Annotated in this window: 13 protein-coding genes; 6 read left to right on the forward strand and 7 right to left on the reverse strand. The window is 69.8% G+C overall.

From position 1 onward, the window contains the following. Positions 1-57 precede the first annotated feature (57 nt). From dapE to LR948_RS12035, 4 genes are all read left to right on the forward strand, one after another. Entirely contained in the window at positions 58-1200 is a 1143-nt protein-coding gene (dapE, locus tag LR948_RS12020) for a succinyl-diaminopimelate desuccinylase (RefSeq protein ID WP_232754271.1), read from the forward strand. Beyond that, positions 1197-1616: a GNAT family N-acetyltransferase gene (locus LR948_RS12025; protein ID WP_232754272.1), complete on the forward strand. Its 420-nt coding sequence runs from the start codon at positions 1197-1199 to the stop codon at positions 1614-1616. The genes dapE and LR948_RS12025 overlap by 4 nt, the downstream gene beginning before the upstream one ends. Before the next feature lie 44 nt (positions 1617-1660). Next, complete coding sequence (rnr, locus tag LR948_RS12030; protein ID WP_232754273.1) at positions 1661-3967, forward strand: ribonuclease R; 2307 nt, start codon at positions 1661-1663, stop codon at positions 3965-3967. 96 nt (positions 3968-4063) lie between these two features. Then, the gene (locus tag LR948_RS12035) at positions 4064-5347 is read left to right on the forward strand and encodes a lytic murein transglycosylase (RefSeq protein WP_232754274.1); all 1284 of its coding nucleotides are present in this window, start codon (positions 4064-4066) and stop codon (positions 5345-5347) included. Between the two features lie 18 nt (positions 5348-5365). On the opposite strand, the gene LR948_RS12040 is transcribed toward LR948_RS12035, so the two are convergent. From LR948_RS12040 to carB, 6 genes are all read right to left on the reverse strand, one after another. Continuing rightward, the gene (locus LR948_RS12040; protein ID WP_232754275.1) at positions 5366-5788 is read right to left on the reverse strand and encodes a hypothetical protein; all 423 of its coding nucleotides are present in this window, start codon (positions 5786-5788) and stop codon (positions 5366-5368) included. A 200-nt stretch (positions 5789-5988) separates the two neighbouring features. After that, a complete protein-coding gene (locus LR948_RS12045) occupies positions 5989-6471 on the reverse strand; it encodes an RNA pyrophosphohydrolase (protein WP_232754276.1) in 483 nt (160 codons plus the stop codon). 84 nt (positions 6472-6555) lie between these two features. Beyond that, entirely contained in the window at positions 6556-7959 is a 1404-nt protein-coding gene (locus tag LR948_RS12050; RefSeq protein ID WP_232754277.1) for a S41 family peptidase, read from the reverse strand. A 7-nt stretch (positions 7960-7966) separates the two neighbouring features. Beyond that, complete coding sequence (locus tag LR948_RS12055; protein WP_232754278.1) at positions 7967-9097, reverse strand: murein hydrolase activator EnvC; 1131 nt, start codon at positions 9095-9097, stop codon at positions 7967-7969. Next, positions 9094-10611 carry a 2,3-bisphosphoglycerate-independent phosphoglycerate mutase gene (gene gpmI, locus LR948_RS12060; RefSeq protein ID WP_232754279.1) on the reverse strand — a complete coding sequence of 506 codons (1518 nt, stop codon included), beginning with the start codon at positions 10609-10611 and terminating at the stop codon, positions 9094-9096. Before gpmI ends, LR948_RS12055 begins: the two co-directional genes overlap by 4 nt. A gap of 166 nt (positions 10612-10777) precedes the next feature. Next, on the reverse strand, positions 10778-14161 hold the full coding sequence (carB, locus tag LR948_RS12065; protein WP_232754280.1) for a carbamoyl-phosphate synthase large subunit: 3384 nt from the start codon (positions 14159-14161) through the stop codon (positions 10778-10780). Between the two features lie 340 nt (positions 14162-14501). On the opposite strand from carB, the gene bchJ reads away from it, so the two are divergent. Then, on the forward strand, positions 14502-15056 hold the full coding sequence (gene bchJ / locus LR948_RS12070) for a bacteriochlorophyll 4-vinyl reductase (RefSeq protein WP_232754281.1): 555 nt from the start codon (positions 14502-14504) through the stop codon (positions 15054-15056). A gap of 995 nt (positions 15057-16051) precedes the next feature. Here bchJ and LR948_RS12075 read toward each other — a convergent pair. Next, on the reverse strand, positions 16052-17305 hold the full coding sequence (locus LR948_RS12075) for a cyclopropane-fatty-acyl-phospholipid synthase family protein (protein ID WP_232754282.1): 1254 nt from the start codon (positions 17303-17305) through the stop codon (positions 16052-16054). Between the two features lie 428 nt (positions 17306-17733). Here LR948_RS12075 and aspS point away from each other — a divergent pair, with 428 nt between their 5' ends. Next, on the forward strand, positions 17734-19515 hold the full coding sequence (aspS, locus tag LR948_RS12080; protein WP_232754283.1) for an aspartate--tRNA ligase: 1782 nt from the start codon (positions 17734-17736) through the stop codon (positions 19513-19515). Positions 19516-19564: the final 49 nt, after the last annotated feature.

The raw sequence follows: 19564 nt of genomic DNA on the forward strand, positions 1-19564 counted from the left end.
TTGCATTGCCGGGGCGGCTGGATTAGCCCAAGACCACGCCAGAGCCGGAGCCTCCCCATGCCCAAAGATCCCGTCGCGCTGACCGCCGAGTTGATCCGCTGCCCCTCGGTCACCCCCGAGGAGGGCGGCGCGCTCCAGCTCCTTGAGGAAGAGCTGACCGCGGCGGGCTTCGCCTGCGCCCGCGCCGACCGGGGCGGGGTCGCGAACCTCTTCGCGCGCTGGGGCGAAAAGGGCCACGCCCGCACCTTCGGCTTCAACGGCCATACCGACGTGGTGCCGGTGGGCGACCGCGCGGCCTGGAGCCGCGACCCCTTCGGCGCCGAGATCGACGCGGGCATCCTCTGGGGCCGGGGCGCGACCGACATGAAGTCCGGCGTCGCGGCCTTCGTCTCGGCGGCCACGCATTTCGTCACCGAGACCCCGCCCGAGGGCGCGGTGATCCTGGCCATCACCGGCGACGAGGAAGGCCCCGCGCAGGACGGCACGAAGGCGCTTCTCGATCACATGCAGGCCGAGGGCGAGCGCATGTCGGTCTGCCTCGTGGGCGAGCCCACCTGCCCCGAAGAAATGGGCGAAATGATGAAGATCGGCCGGCGCGGTTCGCTCTCGGCCTGGGTCACGGTCAAGGGCGTGCAGGGCCATGCCGCCTATCCGCACCGCGCCAGGAACCCCTGCCACGCGCTGGTGCGGCTCTTCGACCGGCTGGCCGGGCGGCGGCTCGACGAGGGCACCGACCATTTCGACGCCTCCTCGCTGCAGGTGGTCAGCCTCGATGTCGGCAATCCCGCGACGAACGTCATCCCCGCCGAGGCGCGCGGCCTCTTGAACATCCGCTTCAACGATCTGCACGACGGCGCGTCGCTCACCGACTGGCTGACCCGCGAGGCCGCCGAGGTCGACCGCGCCTTCGGCACCGAGACCCGGCTCGAGATCAAGGTCTCGGGCGAGGCCTTCCTGACCCCGCCGGGGCCGCTTTCGGACCTCGTGGCCGAGGCGGTCGAGGCCGAGACCGGGCGGCGGCCGCTGCTCTCGACCACCGGCGGCACCTCGGACGCGCGCTTCGTCAAGGACCACTGCCCGGTGGTCGAGTTCGGCCTCGTCGGCAAGACCATGCACCAGGTCGACGAACATGTGCCGGTGGCGCAGATCACCCAGCTTTCCGCCGTCTACCGCCGCATCCTCGCGGCCTATTTCGCATGAGCCTGGAGATCGCGCCGAGCCCCGATTTCGCCCCGGTCCGCGCCCTGCGCGAGGTGGTCTTCGTCACCGAACAGGGCTTCGACCCGGCCGGCGAGTTCGACGCGATCGACGACGCGGCGGTGCATCTCCTGGCCCGGCTTGACGGCGCGCCGGTGGGCTGCGCGCGGCTCTACGAGGTGGCGGGCGAAGGCCGGATCGGGCGGATCTGCGTCCTCTCCGAAGGCCGGGGCCGCGGCATCGGCGCAGCCCTGGTCGAGGCGGGGCTCGCGCATTTCCGCGCGCGCGGGCTGGCCACGGTCGCGCTTTCCGCCCAGGTCCGGGCGGCGGCCTTCTACGAGGGGCTGGGCTTCACCGCCTACGGTGGGATCATCGACGACGAAGGCGTGCCGCACAGGATGATGCGCCGCGCGCCCTGAAAGGCCCCGTGACGACCCCGGGCCCGCGTGCTAACTGCGCATCCATGGCACAGCTTCCCACCAAGGCAGAGATCCTCGACTGGATCGCCGAGAACCCGACCCAGACGGCCAAGCGCGACATCGCCAAGGCCTTCGGGATCAAGGGCGCGCAGCGCATCGACCTCAAGCAGATGCTCAAGGAGCTCGAGAACGAGGGGCATCTCGAGAAGCGCAAGAAGACCTACCGTGACCCCGACCGGCTGCCGCCGGTCAGCGTCCTTGAGGTGCTCGAGCCCGGCGCGGACGGCGATCTTTTCGCCAAGCCGATGGAATGGCACGGCGAGGGGCGCGAGCCGGTGGTGCTGATCGTGGCGCGGGACAGCGACCCCGCGCTCGGGGCCGGCGACCGCATCCTGGCGCGGCTCCAGCAGGTCAAGGACACCGACCACGACTACGAGGCGCGGCTGATCCGGCGCATCGGCACCAACCCCAAGAAGGTGGTGGGCATCTTCCGAAAAAGCGCCGAGGGCGGGCGCATCGCCCCGATCGAGAAGGGTTCGGACCGCGAATGGCGCGTCGGCGCCGATGCCGCGGGCGGCGCCAAGGACGGCGAACTGGTCGAGGCCGAGCAGATCGGCCCCCGCGGGCGCATGGGCGCGCCCCGCGCCCGGGTCACCGCCCGGATCGGCGATCCCTCCGAGCCGCGCGCGGTCTCGCTCATCGCGATCCACCAGCACGGCATCCCCGACGATTTCCCCGAGGACGTTCTGGCCGAGGCCGACCGGATGAAGCCCGCGGGCCTCAAGGGCCGGACCGACCTGCGCGAGCTGCCGCTTGTGACCATCGACCCCTCGGATGCGCGCGACCACGACGACGCGGTCTATGCCGCGCCCGACGAGGACCCGAAGAACCCGGGCGGGCACATCCTCTGGGTCGCGATCGCCGATGTGGCGCATTACGTGCGCCCCGGCAGCGCGCTCGACCGCGAGGCGCGCAAGCGCGGCAATTCCAGCTATTTCCCCGACCGGGTGGTGCCGATGCTGCCCGACCGGCTCTCGGGCGATCTCTGCTCGCTGCACGAGGGCGTGCCGCGCGCCTGCCTGGCGGTGCGCATGGTGCTGGATGCCGAGGGCAACAAGAAAAGCCACACGTTCGAACGCGCGCTGATGCGTTCGCCCGCCTCGCTGACCTACCAGGAGGTGCAGGCGGCCTATGACGGCGAGCCCGCCGACCACGTGGCGCCGCTTCTCGACGACGTGGTGAAGCCGCTCTACGCGGCCTATTACGCGCTCCGCGCCGCGCGCGCGCGCCGCCAGCCGCTGGAGCTGGACCTGCCCGAGCGGCGCATCCAGCTGTCCGAGGACGGCAAGGTCACCAGCGTCAACTTCGTCGACCGGCTGGACGCCCACCGGATGATCGAGGAATTCATGGTGCTGGCCAATGTCGCCGCCGCCGAGACGCTGATCGCCAAGAAGACGCCGCTGCTGTTCCGGGTCCACGAGGAACCGCCGCAGGACAAGCTTGAAAGCCTGCGCGACACCGCCGATGCGGCGGGGCTGACGCTGGCCAAGGGGCAGGTCCTGAAGACCCGGCACCTCAACCAGCTGCTCGCCGATGCGGCGGCGGGCGACGAGGCCGAGCTGATCAACCTCTCGACCCTGCGCGCCATGACCCAGGCCTATTACGCGCCGAAGAACTTCGGCCACTTCGGGCTCGCGCTGCAGAACTACGCGCATTTCACCTCGCCGATCCGGCGCTATTCCGACCTGATCGTGCACCGCGGGCTGATCTCGGCGCATGGCTGGGGCGAGGACGGGCTGTCCCAGACCGACGTCGAGACGCTGGAGCAGACCGGCACGCATATCTCCGACACCGAGCGGCGCAGCATGGTCGCCGAACGCGACACCACCGACCGTTACCTCGCGGCCTATCTCTCGGACCGGGTGGGCGCGGAGTTCACCGGGCGGATCGCGGGCATCGCCAAGTTCGGTGTCTTCGTGAAGCTCGACGAGACCGGCGCCGACGGGCTGGTCCCGATGCGCAACCTCGGGCGCGAGTATTTCCACTTCGACCGCGACGAGGGCACACTGATGGGCGCCGAGACCGGCACCGTCGTGCGGCTGGGCCAGCGCGCCCGGGTCAAGCTGATCGAAGCCGCTCCGGTGACCGGCGGCATCGCCTTCGACCTGCTCGAGCTCGAGGACCAGGAGATGCCGCAGGGCGGCGGCGGCGGCCGGCGCGGCGGCAGCAAACCGCCCCGGAAGACGCGCGGCAAGCCCGGCAAGCCGCCCAAGCGCAAGCTCGAACGCGCCAAGAAGAAGGACGCCGCGGGCAAGACCAAGGAAAAGCGGCGCCGTCTGTCGCGCGGGTGATCGGCAAGGCCTTGCCCGCCCTGCAGGCGGCGCTTTGCGCGGGCCCGCGCAGCGGATAGAGTGCCGCGCAAACGAGCAGCAGACCCGGTTAGGCCCATGACACTTGCGCCGCTGTCCCTTGCCCTGGCCGCCCTTGGCACCCTGGCCCAGGCCGCGCCCGAGCTTTCGATCCGTCCCGAGGCCCGCCCCGGCGCGGGCCAGGCGCCCTCGCCCATCGAGGTGCTCTTGCGGCCCGAGGACCTCTCGGACCTGAGCCAGGCCGGCTTCGAGACCTGGATCGCCGCCTTCCGGCCCTATGCCCTGACCGAGGGCATCTCGGCCACGACCTACGACGAGGCCTTCGCCAGCGCGCGCTTCGATCCCGGCATCGTCGAGAAGGACCGCCGGCAGAACGAGTTCACCAAGACCATCTGGGACTACCTCGACACCGCCGTCTCGGACGCGCGGGTCGCCAATGGCCGCGCGGCGCTCAAGGCGCAGGGCGCGACGCTCGACCGGATCGAGGCGGAATACGGCGTCTCGAAAGAGATCGTGACCGCGATCTGGGGGCTGGAATCGGCCTACGGCGGCTTCAAGGGCACCACGCCGACGCTGGGCGCGCTTGCCACCCTCGCCTACGAGGGCCGCCGCGCCGCCTTCTTCGAGGCCGAGGTCATCGCCGCGCTGAAGATCCTCGAGGCCGGAGAGACCAGCGCGCCGAACCTGCGCGGCTCCTGGGCCGGGGCCATGGGGCACACGCAGTTCATGCCCTCGTCCTATCTGGAGCTCGCGGTCGACTGGACCGGCGACGGGCGGCGCGACATCTGGGGCGAGGACCCCGCCGACGCGCTGGCCTCGACCGCGGCCTACCTGGCCGAGCGCGGCTGGCAGACCGGCGTGCCCTGGGGCTTCGAGGTGCTGCTGCCCTCGGATTTCGACTACCTTCAGGCGCGGCGCGACAACACCAAGACGCTCGAGGGCTGGCGCGGGCTGGGCGTCGCCCCGGTGGGCCAGCCCGAGGTGCCCGCGGAGACCGAGTTGTCGCTGCTCCTGCCCGCCGGCGCCGATGGCGCGGCCTTCCTGATCTCGGAGAATTTCGAGGTTCTGGAGAGCTACAACACCGCCGATGCCTACGTGATCGCAGTGGGCCACCTGGCGCAGCGGCTGGCGGGCGCGGGGCCGCTGACCAACTCCTGGCCGCGGCAGGACCGGGCGCTGACCTACGACGAGCGGATCGAGCTGCAGGAGCTTCTGCGCGCGGCGGGTTTCGACCCCGAGAAGATCGATGGGCGGATCGGTCCGCTGACCATCGCGGCGGTGCGCAACTACCAGGACGCCGAGGGGCTGCGGCCGGACGGCTACGTCTCGCTCAGGGTGCTGGAGCACCTGCGGGAGGGCTGAGGCTTTAAGCCCTTGGCCCTAGCGCAGTGCCTCGGGCGCGCAGCGCCCGCCGGTGAAACAGGTGGTGACGCGGGCGAGGTCCTCGGGGTCGGGCTCGGGGTAGAGGCCCGCCGGGCAGGGGCTCAGCTGCGCCACGTAGTCCGCGCCCTGCTGTTCCAGGAATACCAGGTGCCTGAGCCCGCTTTCCGTGCGCCCGCACCAGGGGCCGAGGCAGATCGCGCGCAGCACGATGTCGCGGTCGAAAGCCCGGGCGAAGCCGTCGGGGCCGAGCGATTGGCCCGTCAGCCGGGCGGGAATGTCGGTGGACGCGGCCTTGCCCTCGGTGCCGAGGTCCTCCTTTGGCAGCCGCGCCTCGTCGAAGGTCAGGACACCCGTGACCACGACCCAGAGGTCGTTGTCGGCCTCGGCCATCAGGTAGTCGCGGGCGACATCGGCGGGCATGCAGGAGAGCGCCCGCGCGGGTCCGGGCAGAAATGACGCTGCAAGGAGCGTGGGAAGAAGGGCTGCGGCGAGGCCGCGAGGGCGTGCCGGGGCCGCCATTGGCCGCTTGCTCGGAGAGCCAAGACGCCCCACCCACTCACACCACCCGAACCCGAAGCGCCGCGCCGGAGCCGTCCCGCGCCGCCTCCGGGCCGGGGCGCTCACAGCTTCGGGCCCAGCTCGGCGACCACCGCCTCGTAGACCGCGCGCTTGAAGGGCACGATCTGGCCCGGCAGCTCGGCCACGGGCAGCCAGCGCCAGGAGGAGAATTCCGGGTGGTCGGTCTCGATCGTCACCTCGTCGTCCGAGCCCAGGAAGCGCAGCAGGAACCACTTCTGCTTCTGGCCCTTGAAGCGGCCCTTCCAGATCCGCGGCACGATCTCATGCGGCAGGTCGTAGGTGACCCAATCGGCGGTCTCGGCCTCGACGCGGACGCGCTCGGCGGGGATGCCGGTCTCTTCGAGAAGCTCGCGCAGCGCCGCCTCGCGCGGGGCCTCGCCGGGGTCGATCCCGCCCTGGGGCATCTGCCAGGCGGGCAGCTCGCTGTCGATGCGCTGACCGACGAAGACCTCGCCCTTCGCATTGGCCAGCATCACCCCCACGCAGGGACGGTAGGGCAGCGCGTCGATCTCGGCCGGGGTCATCGGCACCTCGTCGGAATTGTTCGGGATCTCTGGAACGGAAACGCGGCGCGGCACCCCGGACGGGGCCCCGCGCCGCTCATCGGCTTACTGGCTCTCGCTCTCGCCGTCGCCATTCTCGGGGGCGGTGACGCCGGCGCCCTGGGACAGGGCCTGCACCTCGGGCCCCAGCGCCGAGAGGCCCTTGAGGATGTCGATGGCATAGGCCAGCTGGTAATCCTCTTCGCGCAGGGCCGCGGCCTGTTCGGCCTTCTCGCGGTCCTCCTCGATCTGGCGGATCTCGTCTTCGGAGAGCGAGTCGTTGTCGAGTGCGCCGCGCAGGTCGGCCTCGGAGCGGGTCGGCAGGCCGTTGGCCTCCTCGTCCTCCTCTTCTTCGGGCTGGCGGGGCGGCTGGGCGACGATGATGTCGGGCGAGACGCCGAGCGCCTGGATCGAGCGGCCCGAGGGCGTGTAGTAGCGCGCCGTGGTCAGGCGCATGGCGCCCTGCCCGCGCAGCGGCATGACCGTCTGCACCGAGCCCTTGCCGAAGCTCTTGGTGCCCACGACGATGGCGCGGCGGTGATCCTGCAGCGCGCCCGCGACGATCTCGGAAGCCGAGGCCGAGCCGCCGTTGATCAGCACCACGATGGGCTTGCCCTCGGCGAGGTCGCCCTGGGTGGCGTTGTAGCGGTCGCCGTCGGCCGGATCGCGGCCCCGGGTCGAGACGATCTCGCCGGCCTCGAGGAAGGCGTCGGAAACCTTGATCGCCTGGTTCAAGAGCCCGCCGGGGTTATTGCGCAGGTCGATGACGAAGCCGTTGACGTTCTCCATGCCGCCCAGCGTCTCGACCTCTTCGGCGAGACCCTCCTCGAGGTTGGGATAGGTCTGGTCGTTGAAGGTGGTGACCCGCAGGACCACCGACTGGCCCTGAGTGCGGGTGCGCACGGCGGTCAGGGTGATCGTGTCGCGCACGATCTCGACGTCGAAGGGTTCGGCCTCGCCCTCGCGGACGATGGTGATCAGGATCTCGGAACCCACCGGCCCGCGCATCAGGTCGACCGCCTCGTCGAGGGTCAGGCCCAGGACCGACTCGCCGTCGACATGGGTGATGAAGTCGCCGGCCTCGATCCCGGCCTCTTCGGCGGGGGTGCCGTCGATCGGCGAGACCACCTTCACGAAGCCGTCTTCCTGGGTGACCTCGATGCCAAGCCCGCCGAACTCGCCGCGGGTCTGCACCCGCATGTCGGCGGCGTCATCGGGCGAGAGGTAGCTCGAATGCGGATCAAGCGAGGTCAGCATGCCGTCGATGGCCGCCTCGATCAGCTCCTCCTCGTCGACCACCTCGACGTATTGCGCGCGGATGCGCTCGAAGATGTCGCCGAAGAGGTCGAGCTGTTCGTAGACGCTGGCCTTCTTCGCCTCTTCCTGCGCCAGAAGCGGGCCCACGAACTGGGTCGTCGCGACGATACCGGCGAGCGTGCCGCCGATCGCGGCCATGACGAATTTCTTCATGCCTTGATTATCCCTTGTCGGTTGCGAACCAGTCCAGCGGGTTCACCGGCCGGTCTCCCTCTCTTACCTCTATATAGAGCGTTTCGGGTCTGGCGTTTCCACCCCCCGCGCCGCCCTGTAACACAGAGGTGTTGTCTTCCGCGCCGCCCATCAGCCCGACCGGCGCGCCCGCCGGCAGCACCTGCCCGGCCGCGCCGTAGACCGTGCCGAGCCCGGCCAGCACGAACAACAGGTCGGGCTTCGGCTCCAGGACCGCCACCAGCCCGTAGTCGAGAAGCGGCCCGAGGTAACGCATCGTGGCCGAGACCGGGGTGGTCACCAGCGCGCCCGGCGCGGTCGCGAGCACCACGCCCGGACGGGTGACGCCCGCGGCATCGGCCTCGCCGGCGCGGCGCAACAGCTGGCCCGCGACCGGCAGCGGCACCGCCCCGGGCTTGAGCGCGGCGTCTTCCTCGGCGGGGGCCACGGCGCCCTCGGTCAGATCGGAAAGCCCGCTGGCGAAGCCCGAGAGCGTCTCGGTCGCCGAGATCAGCGCGCCGATCCGGGCCGGGTCCTCGGTGAAGCGTTGCGGCAGGTCGGTCCGGTCGGCCACCGCCTGGCTCAGCGCAGCGCGCGCGGTCTGCAGCCCCTCCAGCCCGTCGCGCAGGTCCTCGGCGGCGTTCTCCTGCAGGAGCCGCAGGGTCTCGACCTCTTCCAGATCGCCGCGCAGCGCCACCGCCTGGGCCACGAGCCCGGGGGTCACCGCGGCGACCAGCATCCCCGAGCGCGCCGCGCCGACCGGGCCCTCGGGGTGCAGCATCTGCTGGGTCACATCGCTGCGCCCCAGGGTCTGCAGCGCCGCCAAGAGCTCGGCCAGCTCGCCCTCGCGGCCGGCGAGGCTGCGGCGCAGCTGGGTTTCGCGGATCGCCGCGTCGCGCAGCCCGTCGCGCATGGCCGCCAGCCCGTCCTCATAGGCGCGGATGGTCTCGGTCAACGACGCCACCCGGTCCGAGGACCGCTCGGCCGCATCGAGGCGCGCCGCCGCCTGGTCGAGCGCCTCCGCCGCGCCGCGCGCTCGCGCTGCTGCCTCCTGCGCCGCCAGGGGCGCGGGCCCGAGCGCGAGGGTCAGCCCCAGGCAGAGGAGCGCCGCGCGGATCATCTGCGGATGAGGCTCCGGCCGGTCATCTCCTCGGGCTGATCGAGGCCCATGAGCTCCAGGAGCGTCGGCGCGAGGTCGGCCAGCCGGCCCTTGTCGAGCCGCGCGCCCTCGGGTCCGCCGACCATGATGACCGGCACCGGGTTCAGCGTGTGCGCGGTATGCGGCCCTCCGGTCTCGGGGTCGGTCATCACGTCGCAATTGCCGTGATCGGCGGTGACGATCATCGCCCCGCCGGCCTTCTCCATGGCCTCGAGCGCGGCGCCGAGCCCCTGGTCGACCGCCGCGCAGGCGGCCTTGGCGGCCTCCAGGTCGCCGGTATGGCCGACCATGTCGGGGTTGGCGTAGTTCACCACGATGAGGTCGTAGCCCTTCTCAATGGCCTCGACGAAGGCCCGGGTCACCTCGGGGGCGCTCATCTCGGGCTGCAGGTCGTAGGTCGCCACGTCGGGGCTTTTCGGCATGTGCCGGTCCTCGCCCGGCTCGGGCTCTTCCTTGCCGCCGTTCAGGAAGAAGGTGACATGAGGGTATTTCTCGGTCTCCGCGAGGCGGAACTGCGTCAGCCCCTTGCCCGCCACCCAGGCGCCCAGCGTGTTGACCACGGGCCGCTTGGGATAGGCGGTGGTCATGTAGCGATTGTGACGGTCGGAATATTCCACCATGCCCAGCAGCGCCGAAAGCGCGGGCGCCTCGCGCTCGAACCCGTCGAACTCCGCATCACCCAGCGCGGCGAGGATCTCGCGGGCGCGGTCGGCACGGAAGTTCAGGCAGAAGAGCCCGTCGCCCTCGGCGAGCCCCGCGTAGCCGTCGATCACCGTGGCGGGGATGAACTCGTCCGAGGTGCCCGCCTCGTAGGCCGCGGCGACGGCCTCGGGGGCGGTGCGCGCCAGTTCGCCCTCGCCCTTGGCGATGGCGTCATAGGCGGTCTTCACCCGGCCCCAGCGGTTGTCGCGGTCCATGGCGAAGTAGCGCCCGATCACCGTGCCGATCATCGCTGTCTCGGGCAGCTTGGACTGCAGTTCGGGCAGGAAGTCGTCGGCCGATTTCGGCGCGACGTCGCGGCCGTCGGTGATCGCGTGGACGACCACCTCGAGCCCCTTGTCGGTCAGGAGCCGCGCGGCGGCGACGATATGGTCGAGATGCCCATGCACCCCGCCGTTTGAGACCACCCCGAAGAGATGCGCCCGGCCCCCGGCCTCGGAGACGCGGCCCGCGAAGTCCAGGATCGCCTCGTTGGAGAAGAAGCTGCCGTCCTCGATCGCGAGGTCGATCTGGCCGAGGTCCATGGCCACCACGCGGCCCGCGCCGATGTTGGTATGGCCGACCTCGGAGTTGCCCATCTGCCCCGAGGGCAGCCCCACGTCCGGCCCATGGGTGGTCAGCGTCGCATTGGGACATTCGGCCATGAGCCGGTCCATCACCGGCGTCTCGGCCAGCGCCGGGGCATTGGCCTCGCGGCGCTCGGACAGGCCCCAGCCGTCGAGGATGGTCAGGATGACGGGTTTGGGCATGGGCACCTCGCTGAGTTGCTACAGAACCCGCTTAACGCGAAGGCGGGGACACGAAAAGGCCCGCGTGCCCGCGCGCGGCGGCACGCGGGGACTTGCTGATCGGCTGGCGCGCAAACGGCAACGGGCCCGCCGGTGAAGGCGGGCCCGTCGGGATGTCGCGATGCGGCTCCCCTCAGGCGGGCAGCGCGCCGCCCTGCAGGGATTTCACCACCAGTTCGCCCTCGCCCCGGGCCTTCATCGCCTGGGCGGCGGCATGGGCGCCGGCGAGCGTGGTGAAGTAGGGGATCTTGTCGTACAGCGCGACCGACCGGATCTCGCGGCTGTCGGCGATGGCCGCAGCGCCCTCGGTGGTGTTCATCACCAGCTGGATCGCCCCGTCCTTGAGCTGGTCGACCACGTTCGGGCGGCCCTCGTAGACCTTCTTGACGATCTCGGCGGGGACGCCCTCGGCCTCGAGGTAGGCCGCGGTGCCGCTGGTCGCGACGATGGTGAAGCCGAGCTCCATCAGCGTCTTGGCGGTCTCGATGAGCTGCGGGCCCTTGTCCTCGTCCTTGATCGAGAGGAACACCCGGCCCGCCTCGGGCAGCATGTTGCCGGCGCCGAGCTGCGCCTTCAGGAAGGCGCGCGGGAAGTTGCGGTCCCAGCCCATGACCTCGCCGGTGGAGCGCATCTCGGGGCCAAGCAGCGTGTCGACGCCGGGGAAGCGCGCGAAGGGCATGACCGCCTCCTTGACCGAGAACCAGGGCATCATCGGGTCGGCCAGGGTCATCGGATCGGCCATGGGCACATCGGTGTCATAGTCGATCTTGTCGCCATGCGGCGGACGCTCGGGGAAGGCCGAGAGCGGCTCTCCGGCCATGATCCGCGCCGCGATCGAGGCGATGGCGCTGTCGGTGGCCTTGGCCACGAAGGGCACGGTGCGCGAGGCGCGCGGGTTGACCTCGATCAGGAAGATCGTGCCGTCCTTGACCGCGAACTGCACGTTCATCAGCCCGACCACGCCCAGCTCCAGCGCCAGCGCCACGGTCTGGCGCTTCACTTCCTCGATGATCTCGGCCGGCAGCGAATAGGGCGGCAGCGAACAGGCGCTGTCGCCCGAATGGACGCCCGCCTCCTCGATGTGCTGCATGATGCCCGCGACATGCACGGCCTTGCCGTCGCAGAGCGCGTCGACGTCCAGTTCGACCGCGCCGGAGAGATAGCCGTCGAGCAGCACCGGCGATTTGCCCGAGACCACGACCGCCTCGGCGATGTAACGCTTGAGGTGATCCATGTCGCGGACGATCTCCATTGCGCGGCCGCCCAGCACGTAGGAGGGGCGGATCACCAGCGGGAAGCCGATCTCCTCGGCGATGTCGAGCGCCTGGGCGTCCGAGGAGGCGATGCCGTTCTTCGGCTGGCGCAGGCCCAGCTTGTTGACCAGCGCCTGGAAACGCTCGCGGTCCTCGGCGAGGTCGATGGCGTCGGGCGTGGTGCCGAGGATCGGGATGCCCGCGGCCTCGAGGTCGTTGGCGAGCTTCAAGGGCGTCTGGCCGCCGAACTGCACGATGACCCCGTGCAGCGTCCCGGCCTCCTGCTCGACGCGCAGGATCTCCATCACGTGTTCGAAGGTCAGCGGCTCGAAATAGAGCCGGTCCGAGGTGTCGTAGTCGGTCGACACGGTCTCGGGGTTGCAGTTGATCATGATGGTCTCGTAGCCCGCCTCGGTCAGGGCGAAGCAGGCGTGGCAGCAGCAGTAGTCGAACTCGATGCCCTGGCCGATCCGGTTCGGCCCGCCGCCGAGGATCACCACCTTCTTGGCCTCCGAGGGGCGCGCCTCGCATTCGACCTCGCCGAGAAGCGGCGCCTCGTAGGTCGAATACATATAGGGCGTCTGGGCCTCGAACTCGGCCGCGCAGGTGTCGATGCGCTTGAAGACGGCGGTCACGCCAAGCCCGGTGCGATGGGCGCGGATCTCCATCTCCTCGCGGCCGGTCAGCCGCGAAAGCCGCATGTCGGTGAAGCCCATCATCTTCAGCTCGCGCAGGCCGTCGGCGTCCTGCGGCAGGCCCTCGGCGCGAATCTTGGCCTCGGCCTCGACGATCTCGCGGATGCGGGCGAGGAACCAGGGGTCGAACTTGGTGACGCCCTGGATCTCGTCGTCGCCCAGCCCGTGGCGCATGGCCTGGGCGATGGTGCGCAGCCGGTCGGGCGTCGGCATGGAGAGCGCCTTGACCACCGCCGCGCGCTCGGCCTCGTCAAGGGGTGTGCCGCCCTCGGCGGGGGCCGAGACGCCGGCGATCTGCACCTCGTCGAAGCCCGAAAGCCCGGTTTCCATCGAGGCCAGCGCCTTCTGCATCGATTCGTGGATCGTGCGGCCGATGGACATGGCCTCGCCCACCGATTTCATCGCCGTGGTCAGGAGCGGCTCGGAGCCCGGGAACTTCTCGAAGGCGAAGCGCGGGATCTTGGTCACGACGTAGTCGATGGTCGGCTCGAAGCTCGCCGGCGTCACCTTGGTGATGTCGTTGTCGAGCTCGTCCAGCGTGTAGCCCACGGCCAGCTTCGCGGCGATCTTGGCGATCGGGAAGCCGGTGGCCTTGGAGGCCAGCGCCGAGGAGCGCGATACCCGCGGGTTCATCTCGATCACGACCATGCGGCCGTCCTCGGGGTTCACCGCCCATTGCACGTTCGAGCCGCCGGTCTCGACGCCGATCTCGCGCAGGACCGCGATCGAGGCCGAGCGCATGATCTGGTATTCCTTGTCGGTCAGCGTCAGCGCCGGGGCGACGGTGATCGAATCGCCGGTATGCACGCCCATCGGGTCGACGTTCTCGATGGCGCAGACGATGATGGCGTTGTCCGCGCGGTCGCGGACCACCTCCATCTCGTATTCCTTCCAGCCCAGGAGGCTCTCGTCGATCAGGATCTGGTTGACCGGCGAGGCATCCATGCCCGAGCGGCAGTAATACTCGAAGTCCTCGCGGTTGTAGGCCACGCCGCCGCCGGTGCCGCCAAGCGTATAGGCCGGGCGGATGATCGCCGGCAGGCCGATGTGCTCGAGCTCGGAAAGCGCGATCTGCACGCCGGCCTTCAGGTCGGCGTTGCCGTCGGGCTTCTTCGGCGCGGTGACGATGGTCGCCTTGGGGTTCTCGAGCCCGATCCGGTCCATCGCCTCGCGGAAGAGCGCGCGGTCCTCGGCCTTCTCGATGGCCTCGCGGTTGGCGCCGATCATCTCGACCCCGTGTTCGGCGAGGACGCCCATTTCCTCGAGCTTCAGCGCGGTGTTGAGCCCGGTCTGCCCGCCCATGGTCGGCAGGAGCGCGTCGGGCTTTTCCTTGGCGATGATCCGGGCGACCACCTCGGGGGTGATCGGCTCGATGTAGGTGGCATCGGCCATGCCCGGGTCGGTCATGATCGTGGCCGGGTTGGAGTTCACCAGGATGACCCGGTAGCCTTCTTCCTTCAGGGCCTTGCAGGCCTGGGCGCCGGAATAGTCGAACTCGCAGGCCTGACCGATGATGATGGGCCCTGCGCCGATGATCATGATGGACTGAATATCGGTGCGTTTGGGCATGTGAACCTCGTCTGACAGCGATGGTGCGCGCGCCCGCGAAGCCGGCCGGGGCGCAAATTGTCGTGCCTTATAGAGATGCAGCGGTGCGGTTCAAGCCCCGTCGCCCGGGCGCGCGCTGCCGCAGGCTTGGGCAGAGGCGGCGCGGGGTGGTCCGGGCGCTGCAGGCGCAAAAGCTGTCAATTTATTATGACACTCGAATCTGTCTATCGGTCTATACTTTCCCGGACGCATGGGACACCTAAGCAGGCGTCATCGCAACCCGGACCGCTTCTTTGAAGGGAGAAGCCACATGGCCACCGTCCTCGAACCGCCTCAATCGCCGTCTCGTCAGGCGCGCTTGATGGGTGCGAACATGGTGGCGCCGTTGCATGCCGTGCTGGAGCGGCACGTCTCCAAGGCCGATCGCGACGCGGTCTTCGCCGAGGCCGGGCTCGAAGACCTTCCCGCCGAGGACAGCCTTCTGCCCGAGGGCCAGGTCGCCTTCCTGCACCGCCGGGTGCGCGAGAACTGGCCCGAGGCCGCCGACGAGGTCCTGGACACCGCCGGGCGCGTGGCCGCCGAGGTCTTCGTGACCGAGCGCATCCCGCCCAAGGCCCGGCTTCTGTTGCAGAACATGCCCTGGTCGGTCTCGGCCTGGCTGGTCGGCAAGTCGATCCGGCTCAACTCCGAGACCTTCGCGGGCTCGGGGCTCTTCGCGATCCAGACCACCAGCCGCTTCGCGATGTTCCAGAACCCGCTGGCGACCGGCATCGAGGCCGAACGGCCGATCTGCCAGTTCTACGCCGCGCTCTTCGAGCACACGCTGCAGCGGCTGTCGCACCGCGATTTCATCTGCCGCGAGACGCATTGCCAGGCGACCGGGCACGGGCACTGCGTGTTCGAGGTGACGCTTTGAGGGGTGGGTTTCGGGTTGGTGACGAGGGCTGATGGCTGATGGCTGATGGCTGATGGCTGATGGCTGATGGCTGATGGCTGATGGCTGATGGCTGGGATTGAGGCCGCTCCGGTGGCCATTGCCAAGCGCACATCCGAGCTTTGAACGCCACGCCCCCCACCGGACAACGCACCCCGACGCTCGACCCGCTCACGCGCCCCAAGCACAAACCCACCCAACACCCTCTCCACATGCCCCACCAGAGGGCGCGCGCAGGACCGGGGGCCGGCGCCACCGACTGTTGAGCGGCGCGCTTTATCCCAACAAAGTCAGGACTAGCGATGATCTAAGCGCATCGCCCACAAGAGCGCCGGCCCTAGGGGCCGGTCCGGCGCGCGCCCGGCACCTTCGGTGCTGTTCGGGCGCAAGGCGGCGCAACAATGCCAAAGATCAGGGAGAAATACGTCGAGGTTGTGGTCCGCGTGGAAGATGCTGGTGATTGCTTAGAATTAGGCGGAGCCGAGGAACAGGCTCCCAGCCGCTGCGTACAGCCGTCTGCCCTCTCCACCAGCACCTACAGAGGGCGCGCGCCGGGCCGGGGGCCGGCGCTGCCGACTGCCGAGCGGCGCGCTTTATCCCAGCAAGGTCAGGGCTAGCGATGATTTAAGCGCATCGCCCACAAGAGCGCCGGCCCAAGGGGCCGGTCCGGCGCGCGCCCGGCATCTTCGATGCTGTTCGGGCGCAAGAGGCGCGGGCTGGAACGGAACGCGCTGGGGCGGGCAGTTGGCCAGCAAGGCTCGCGCAGTGATCATCCCGCTGCCCTCTCCACCAGCACTACAGAGGGCGCGCGCCGGGCCGGGGGCCGGCGCTTCCGACTATCGAGCGGCGCACTTTATCCCTGCAAGGTCAGGACTAGCGATGATTTAAGCGCACCACCCGCAGGAGCGCCGGCCCAAGGGGCCGGTCCGGCGCGCGCCCGGCACCTTCGGTGCTATTCGGGCGCCAGAAGAAGCCCCCTACTCCGCCGCCTGCCGGGTCCGGCCGTGGCGGCGCGCGCCCCGTTCTCCGGGCGGTTCGGCCAGATAATCCCGGGTCACCGGCACGGCGGCGTGTTCCTTGGTCAGCTGGAAGTGGAACACCCCCTGGCGCTGCTCCTCGAAGGCGGTCTCGCAGGCCGCCAGGTAGAAGCGGAACATCCGCACGAAGCGGTCGTCGTGCATCTCTCGGATGCGGTCGCGGCTGGCCTCGAAGCGCTGGCGCCAGTGGCGAATCGTCCAGGCGTAATGCAGCCGCAGGACCTCGATGTCGGCCATCCAGAGGCCCGCCCGTTCGATCTCGGGGGCGAGGTCGGACATCGCGGGCACATAGCCGCCGGGGAAGATATATTTCGCCAGCCAGGGCGAGGTCGGCGAGGGCGGGCTCGACAGCCCGATGGTGTGGATCAGCGCCACGCCCTCGGGGGCAAGCAGCTCCGAGACCTTGCGGAAATAGGTGCGGAACTGCGGCCGGCCGACATGCTCCAGCATGCCGACGCTGACGATCCGGTCGAAGCTGTCACGCACGTCGCGGTAATCCTGCAGCCGGAACTCCACCCGGTCCGCGAGCCCCGCCGCCTCGGCGCGGGCCTGCGCGGTGGCCAGCTGGTTCTGCGAAAGCGTCACCCCCAGAACCCGCGCGCCATGATCCCGCGCGAGCGTCAGCGCCATGCCGCCCCAGCCGCAGCCGATGTCGAGCACCCGCATCCCCGGCTCGAGCCGGAGCTTGCGCGCGATCAGCGCCTTCTTGGCCTCCTGCGCGGCCTCGAGGCTCATCTCGGGGTCGGTGAAATAGGCGCAGGAATACTGCATGTCGGCATCGAGAAAGAGCCGGTAGAGATCGTCCGAGATGTCGTAGTGATGCGCCACATTGGCCCGGGCGGTGAGCGGCGTGTTGCGCTGCAGGAAGACCGAGAGCGCCATGCGCGCGCTGTTCAGGGTCTCGATCCAGGCGGGCATCCTTCCGCCGCGCTCGCGGGCGCGCTGCAGAAGCCCGAGCGCGGGGTTCAGCATCTCGTCGGCGATCTCGATCCGGCCGTCCATGTAGCCCTCGCCCAGCGCCAGCACCGGGCTCAGGCAAAGCGCCCGGACGATGCCAGGGTCCTTGAGGCGCAGGCTGGCGCGCGGCGGCTCATCGGCGCCGTAGCGCGTTTCGCTGCCGTCGGGCCAGGTGACGCGCAGATCGCCCAGCGTCACCAGGCGGCGCAGCATGTCGTTCAGAATACGGTCCCACATCGTCGCCTCCCCAAAACAAGGGCTGTCAGCCGGGTCCGCCGTTCCGGGCGTCCCCAAATTACCCCAGAAAGGGGCCGCGCGACAAATTTTCCGTGTCAGGGCCACGGGTTGCGGGGGATGTTGTCGCAGGACGGCCACGAAAAGCGGCAATTTTGCGGGCTTTGGCGGCGAACCGGGTGGACGCGCGACCCGCATGAGGGCCCCTCGCGCGGCTCGCACGCGGGCGCTGAGTCCCGCCCCGCGGCGCGCCCGCGCGGCGGGAACCGGCGCGGGACGGCCCGCCCAGGGCCCGCACCCGTCCCGCAGCCCGCGCAGGCCCATCAAACCCCGCTCACGAGGCCCCTGCCCCGGGCTTCTGCTTGACTTCCCGCGCGCGGGGCGGTGTATCGGCGCCTGACTTCCCGAACTAGTTCCGAGGGGCCGACCCAATGCACGCCTATCGCAGCCAGACCTGCGCCGATCTTCGCAAAGAGCACGTGGGCCAGGAGGTCCGGCTTTCCGGCTGGGTCCACCGCATCCGCGACCATGGCGGCGTTCTCTTCGTCGACCTGCGCGACCACTACGGCATGACGCAGGTGCTCTGCGATCCCGACAGCCCGGTCTTCGCCGAGGTCGAGCGCCTGCGCTCGGAGTGGTGCGTCAAGATCGACGGCGTGGTGAAGGCCCGCGACGAGAGCCTGGTGAACCCCAAGCTGCCGACCGGCGCGATCGAGGTCTACATCCGCGACATCGAGGTGCTCGGCGCCTCCGAGGAGCTGCCGCTGATCGTCTTCGGCGACCAGGAATACCCCGAGGAGACCCGCCTGCGGTATCGCTACCTCGACCTGCGGCGCGAGGTCATGCAGCAGAACATGGTGCTGCGCTCGGATGTGGTGGCCTCGATCCGGCGGCGGATGTGGGAGCAGGACTTCCGCGAATACCAGACCCCGATCATCACCGCCTCGAGCCCCGAGGGCGCGCGCGACTTCCTGGTGCCCTCGCGGCTGCACCCGGGCAAGTTCTACGCGCTGCCCCAGGCCCCGCAGCAGTTCAAGCAGCTGATCATGGTCTCGGGCTTCGACAAGTATTTCCAGATCGCGCCCTGTTTCCGCGACGAGGACCCGCGCGCCGACCGCTCGCCCACCGACTTCTACCAGCTCGACATGGAGATGAGCTTCGTCGAGCAGCAGGACGTCTTCGACACGATCTCTCCGGTGATCGCCGGCGTGTTCGAGGAGTTCGGCGGCTCGGCCAAGGTCGACAAGCCCGAGGACTGGCCGCAGATCTCCTATGCGGATGCGGCGCTCTGGTATGGCACCGACAAGCCGGACCTGCGCAACCCGATCAAGATGCAGGTGGTCTCGGACCACTTCCGCGGCTCGGGCTTCGCGATCTTCGCCAAGCTCCTCGAGCAGGAAGGCACCGAAATCCGCGCGATCCCCGCGCCCACGGGCGGCAGCCGCAAGTTCTGCGACCGGATGAACGCCTTCGCCCAGAAGGAAGGGCTGCCGGGCATGGGCTACATCTTCTGGCGCGACAAGGACGGCGAGACCGAGGCCGCCGGCCCGCTGGCCAAGAACATCGGGCCCGAGCGCACCGAGGCGATCCGCCAGCAGCTCGGCCTGGGTGTCGGCGACGCGGCCTTCTTCCTGGGCGGCAAGCCCAAGGACTTCGAGCGTGTCGCGGGCAAGGCCCGGGTCACCATCGGCGAAGAGCTCGGCCTGACCGAGGCGGACCGCTATGCCTTCGCCTGGATCGTCGACTTCCCGATGTACGAGGCCGACGAGGACTCGGGCGAGATCGACTTCAGCCACAACCCCTTCTCGATGCCGCAGGGCGGGATGGAAGCGCTGGAGGCCGACCCGCTCAGCGTCAAGGGCTACCAGTACGACCTGGCCTGCAACGGCTACGAGCTGGTCTCGGGCGCGATCCGGAACCACAAGCCCGAGATCATGTTCCGCGCCTTCGAGCTGGCCGGCTACGGCGAGGAAGAGGTGCGCAAGCGCTTCGGCGGCATGGTCAACGCCTTCCGCTTCGGCGCGCCTCCGCATGGCGGCTGCGCGGCGGGCATCGACCGGATCGTCATGCTGCTCGCGGGCGAGGACAACATCCGCGAGGTCATCATGTTCCCGATGAACCAGCGCGCCGAGGACCTGATGATGGGCGCCCCCTCGGAGCCCACCAGCGACCAGCTCATGGAGCTGCGCCTGCGGGTGATGCCCGAGGAGTGAGGCTCGGGGCCCGGGCCCCGGGGACTTGGGCGCGGGGCGCGAGCCCCGG

The sequence above is a fragment of the Roseivivax sp. GX 12232 genome, assembly GCF_021272185.1.
Taxonomy (GTDB): Bacteria; Pseudomonadota; Alphaproteobacteria; order Rhodobacterales; family Rhodobacteraceae; genus Roseivivax.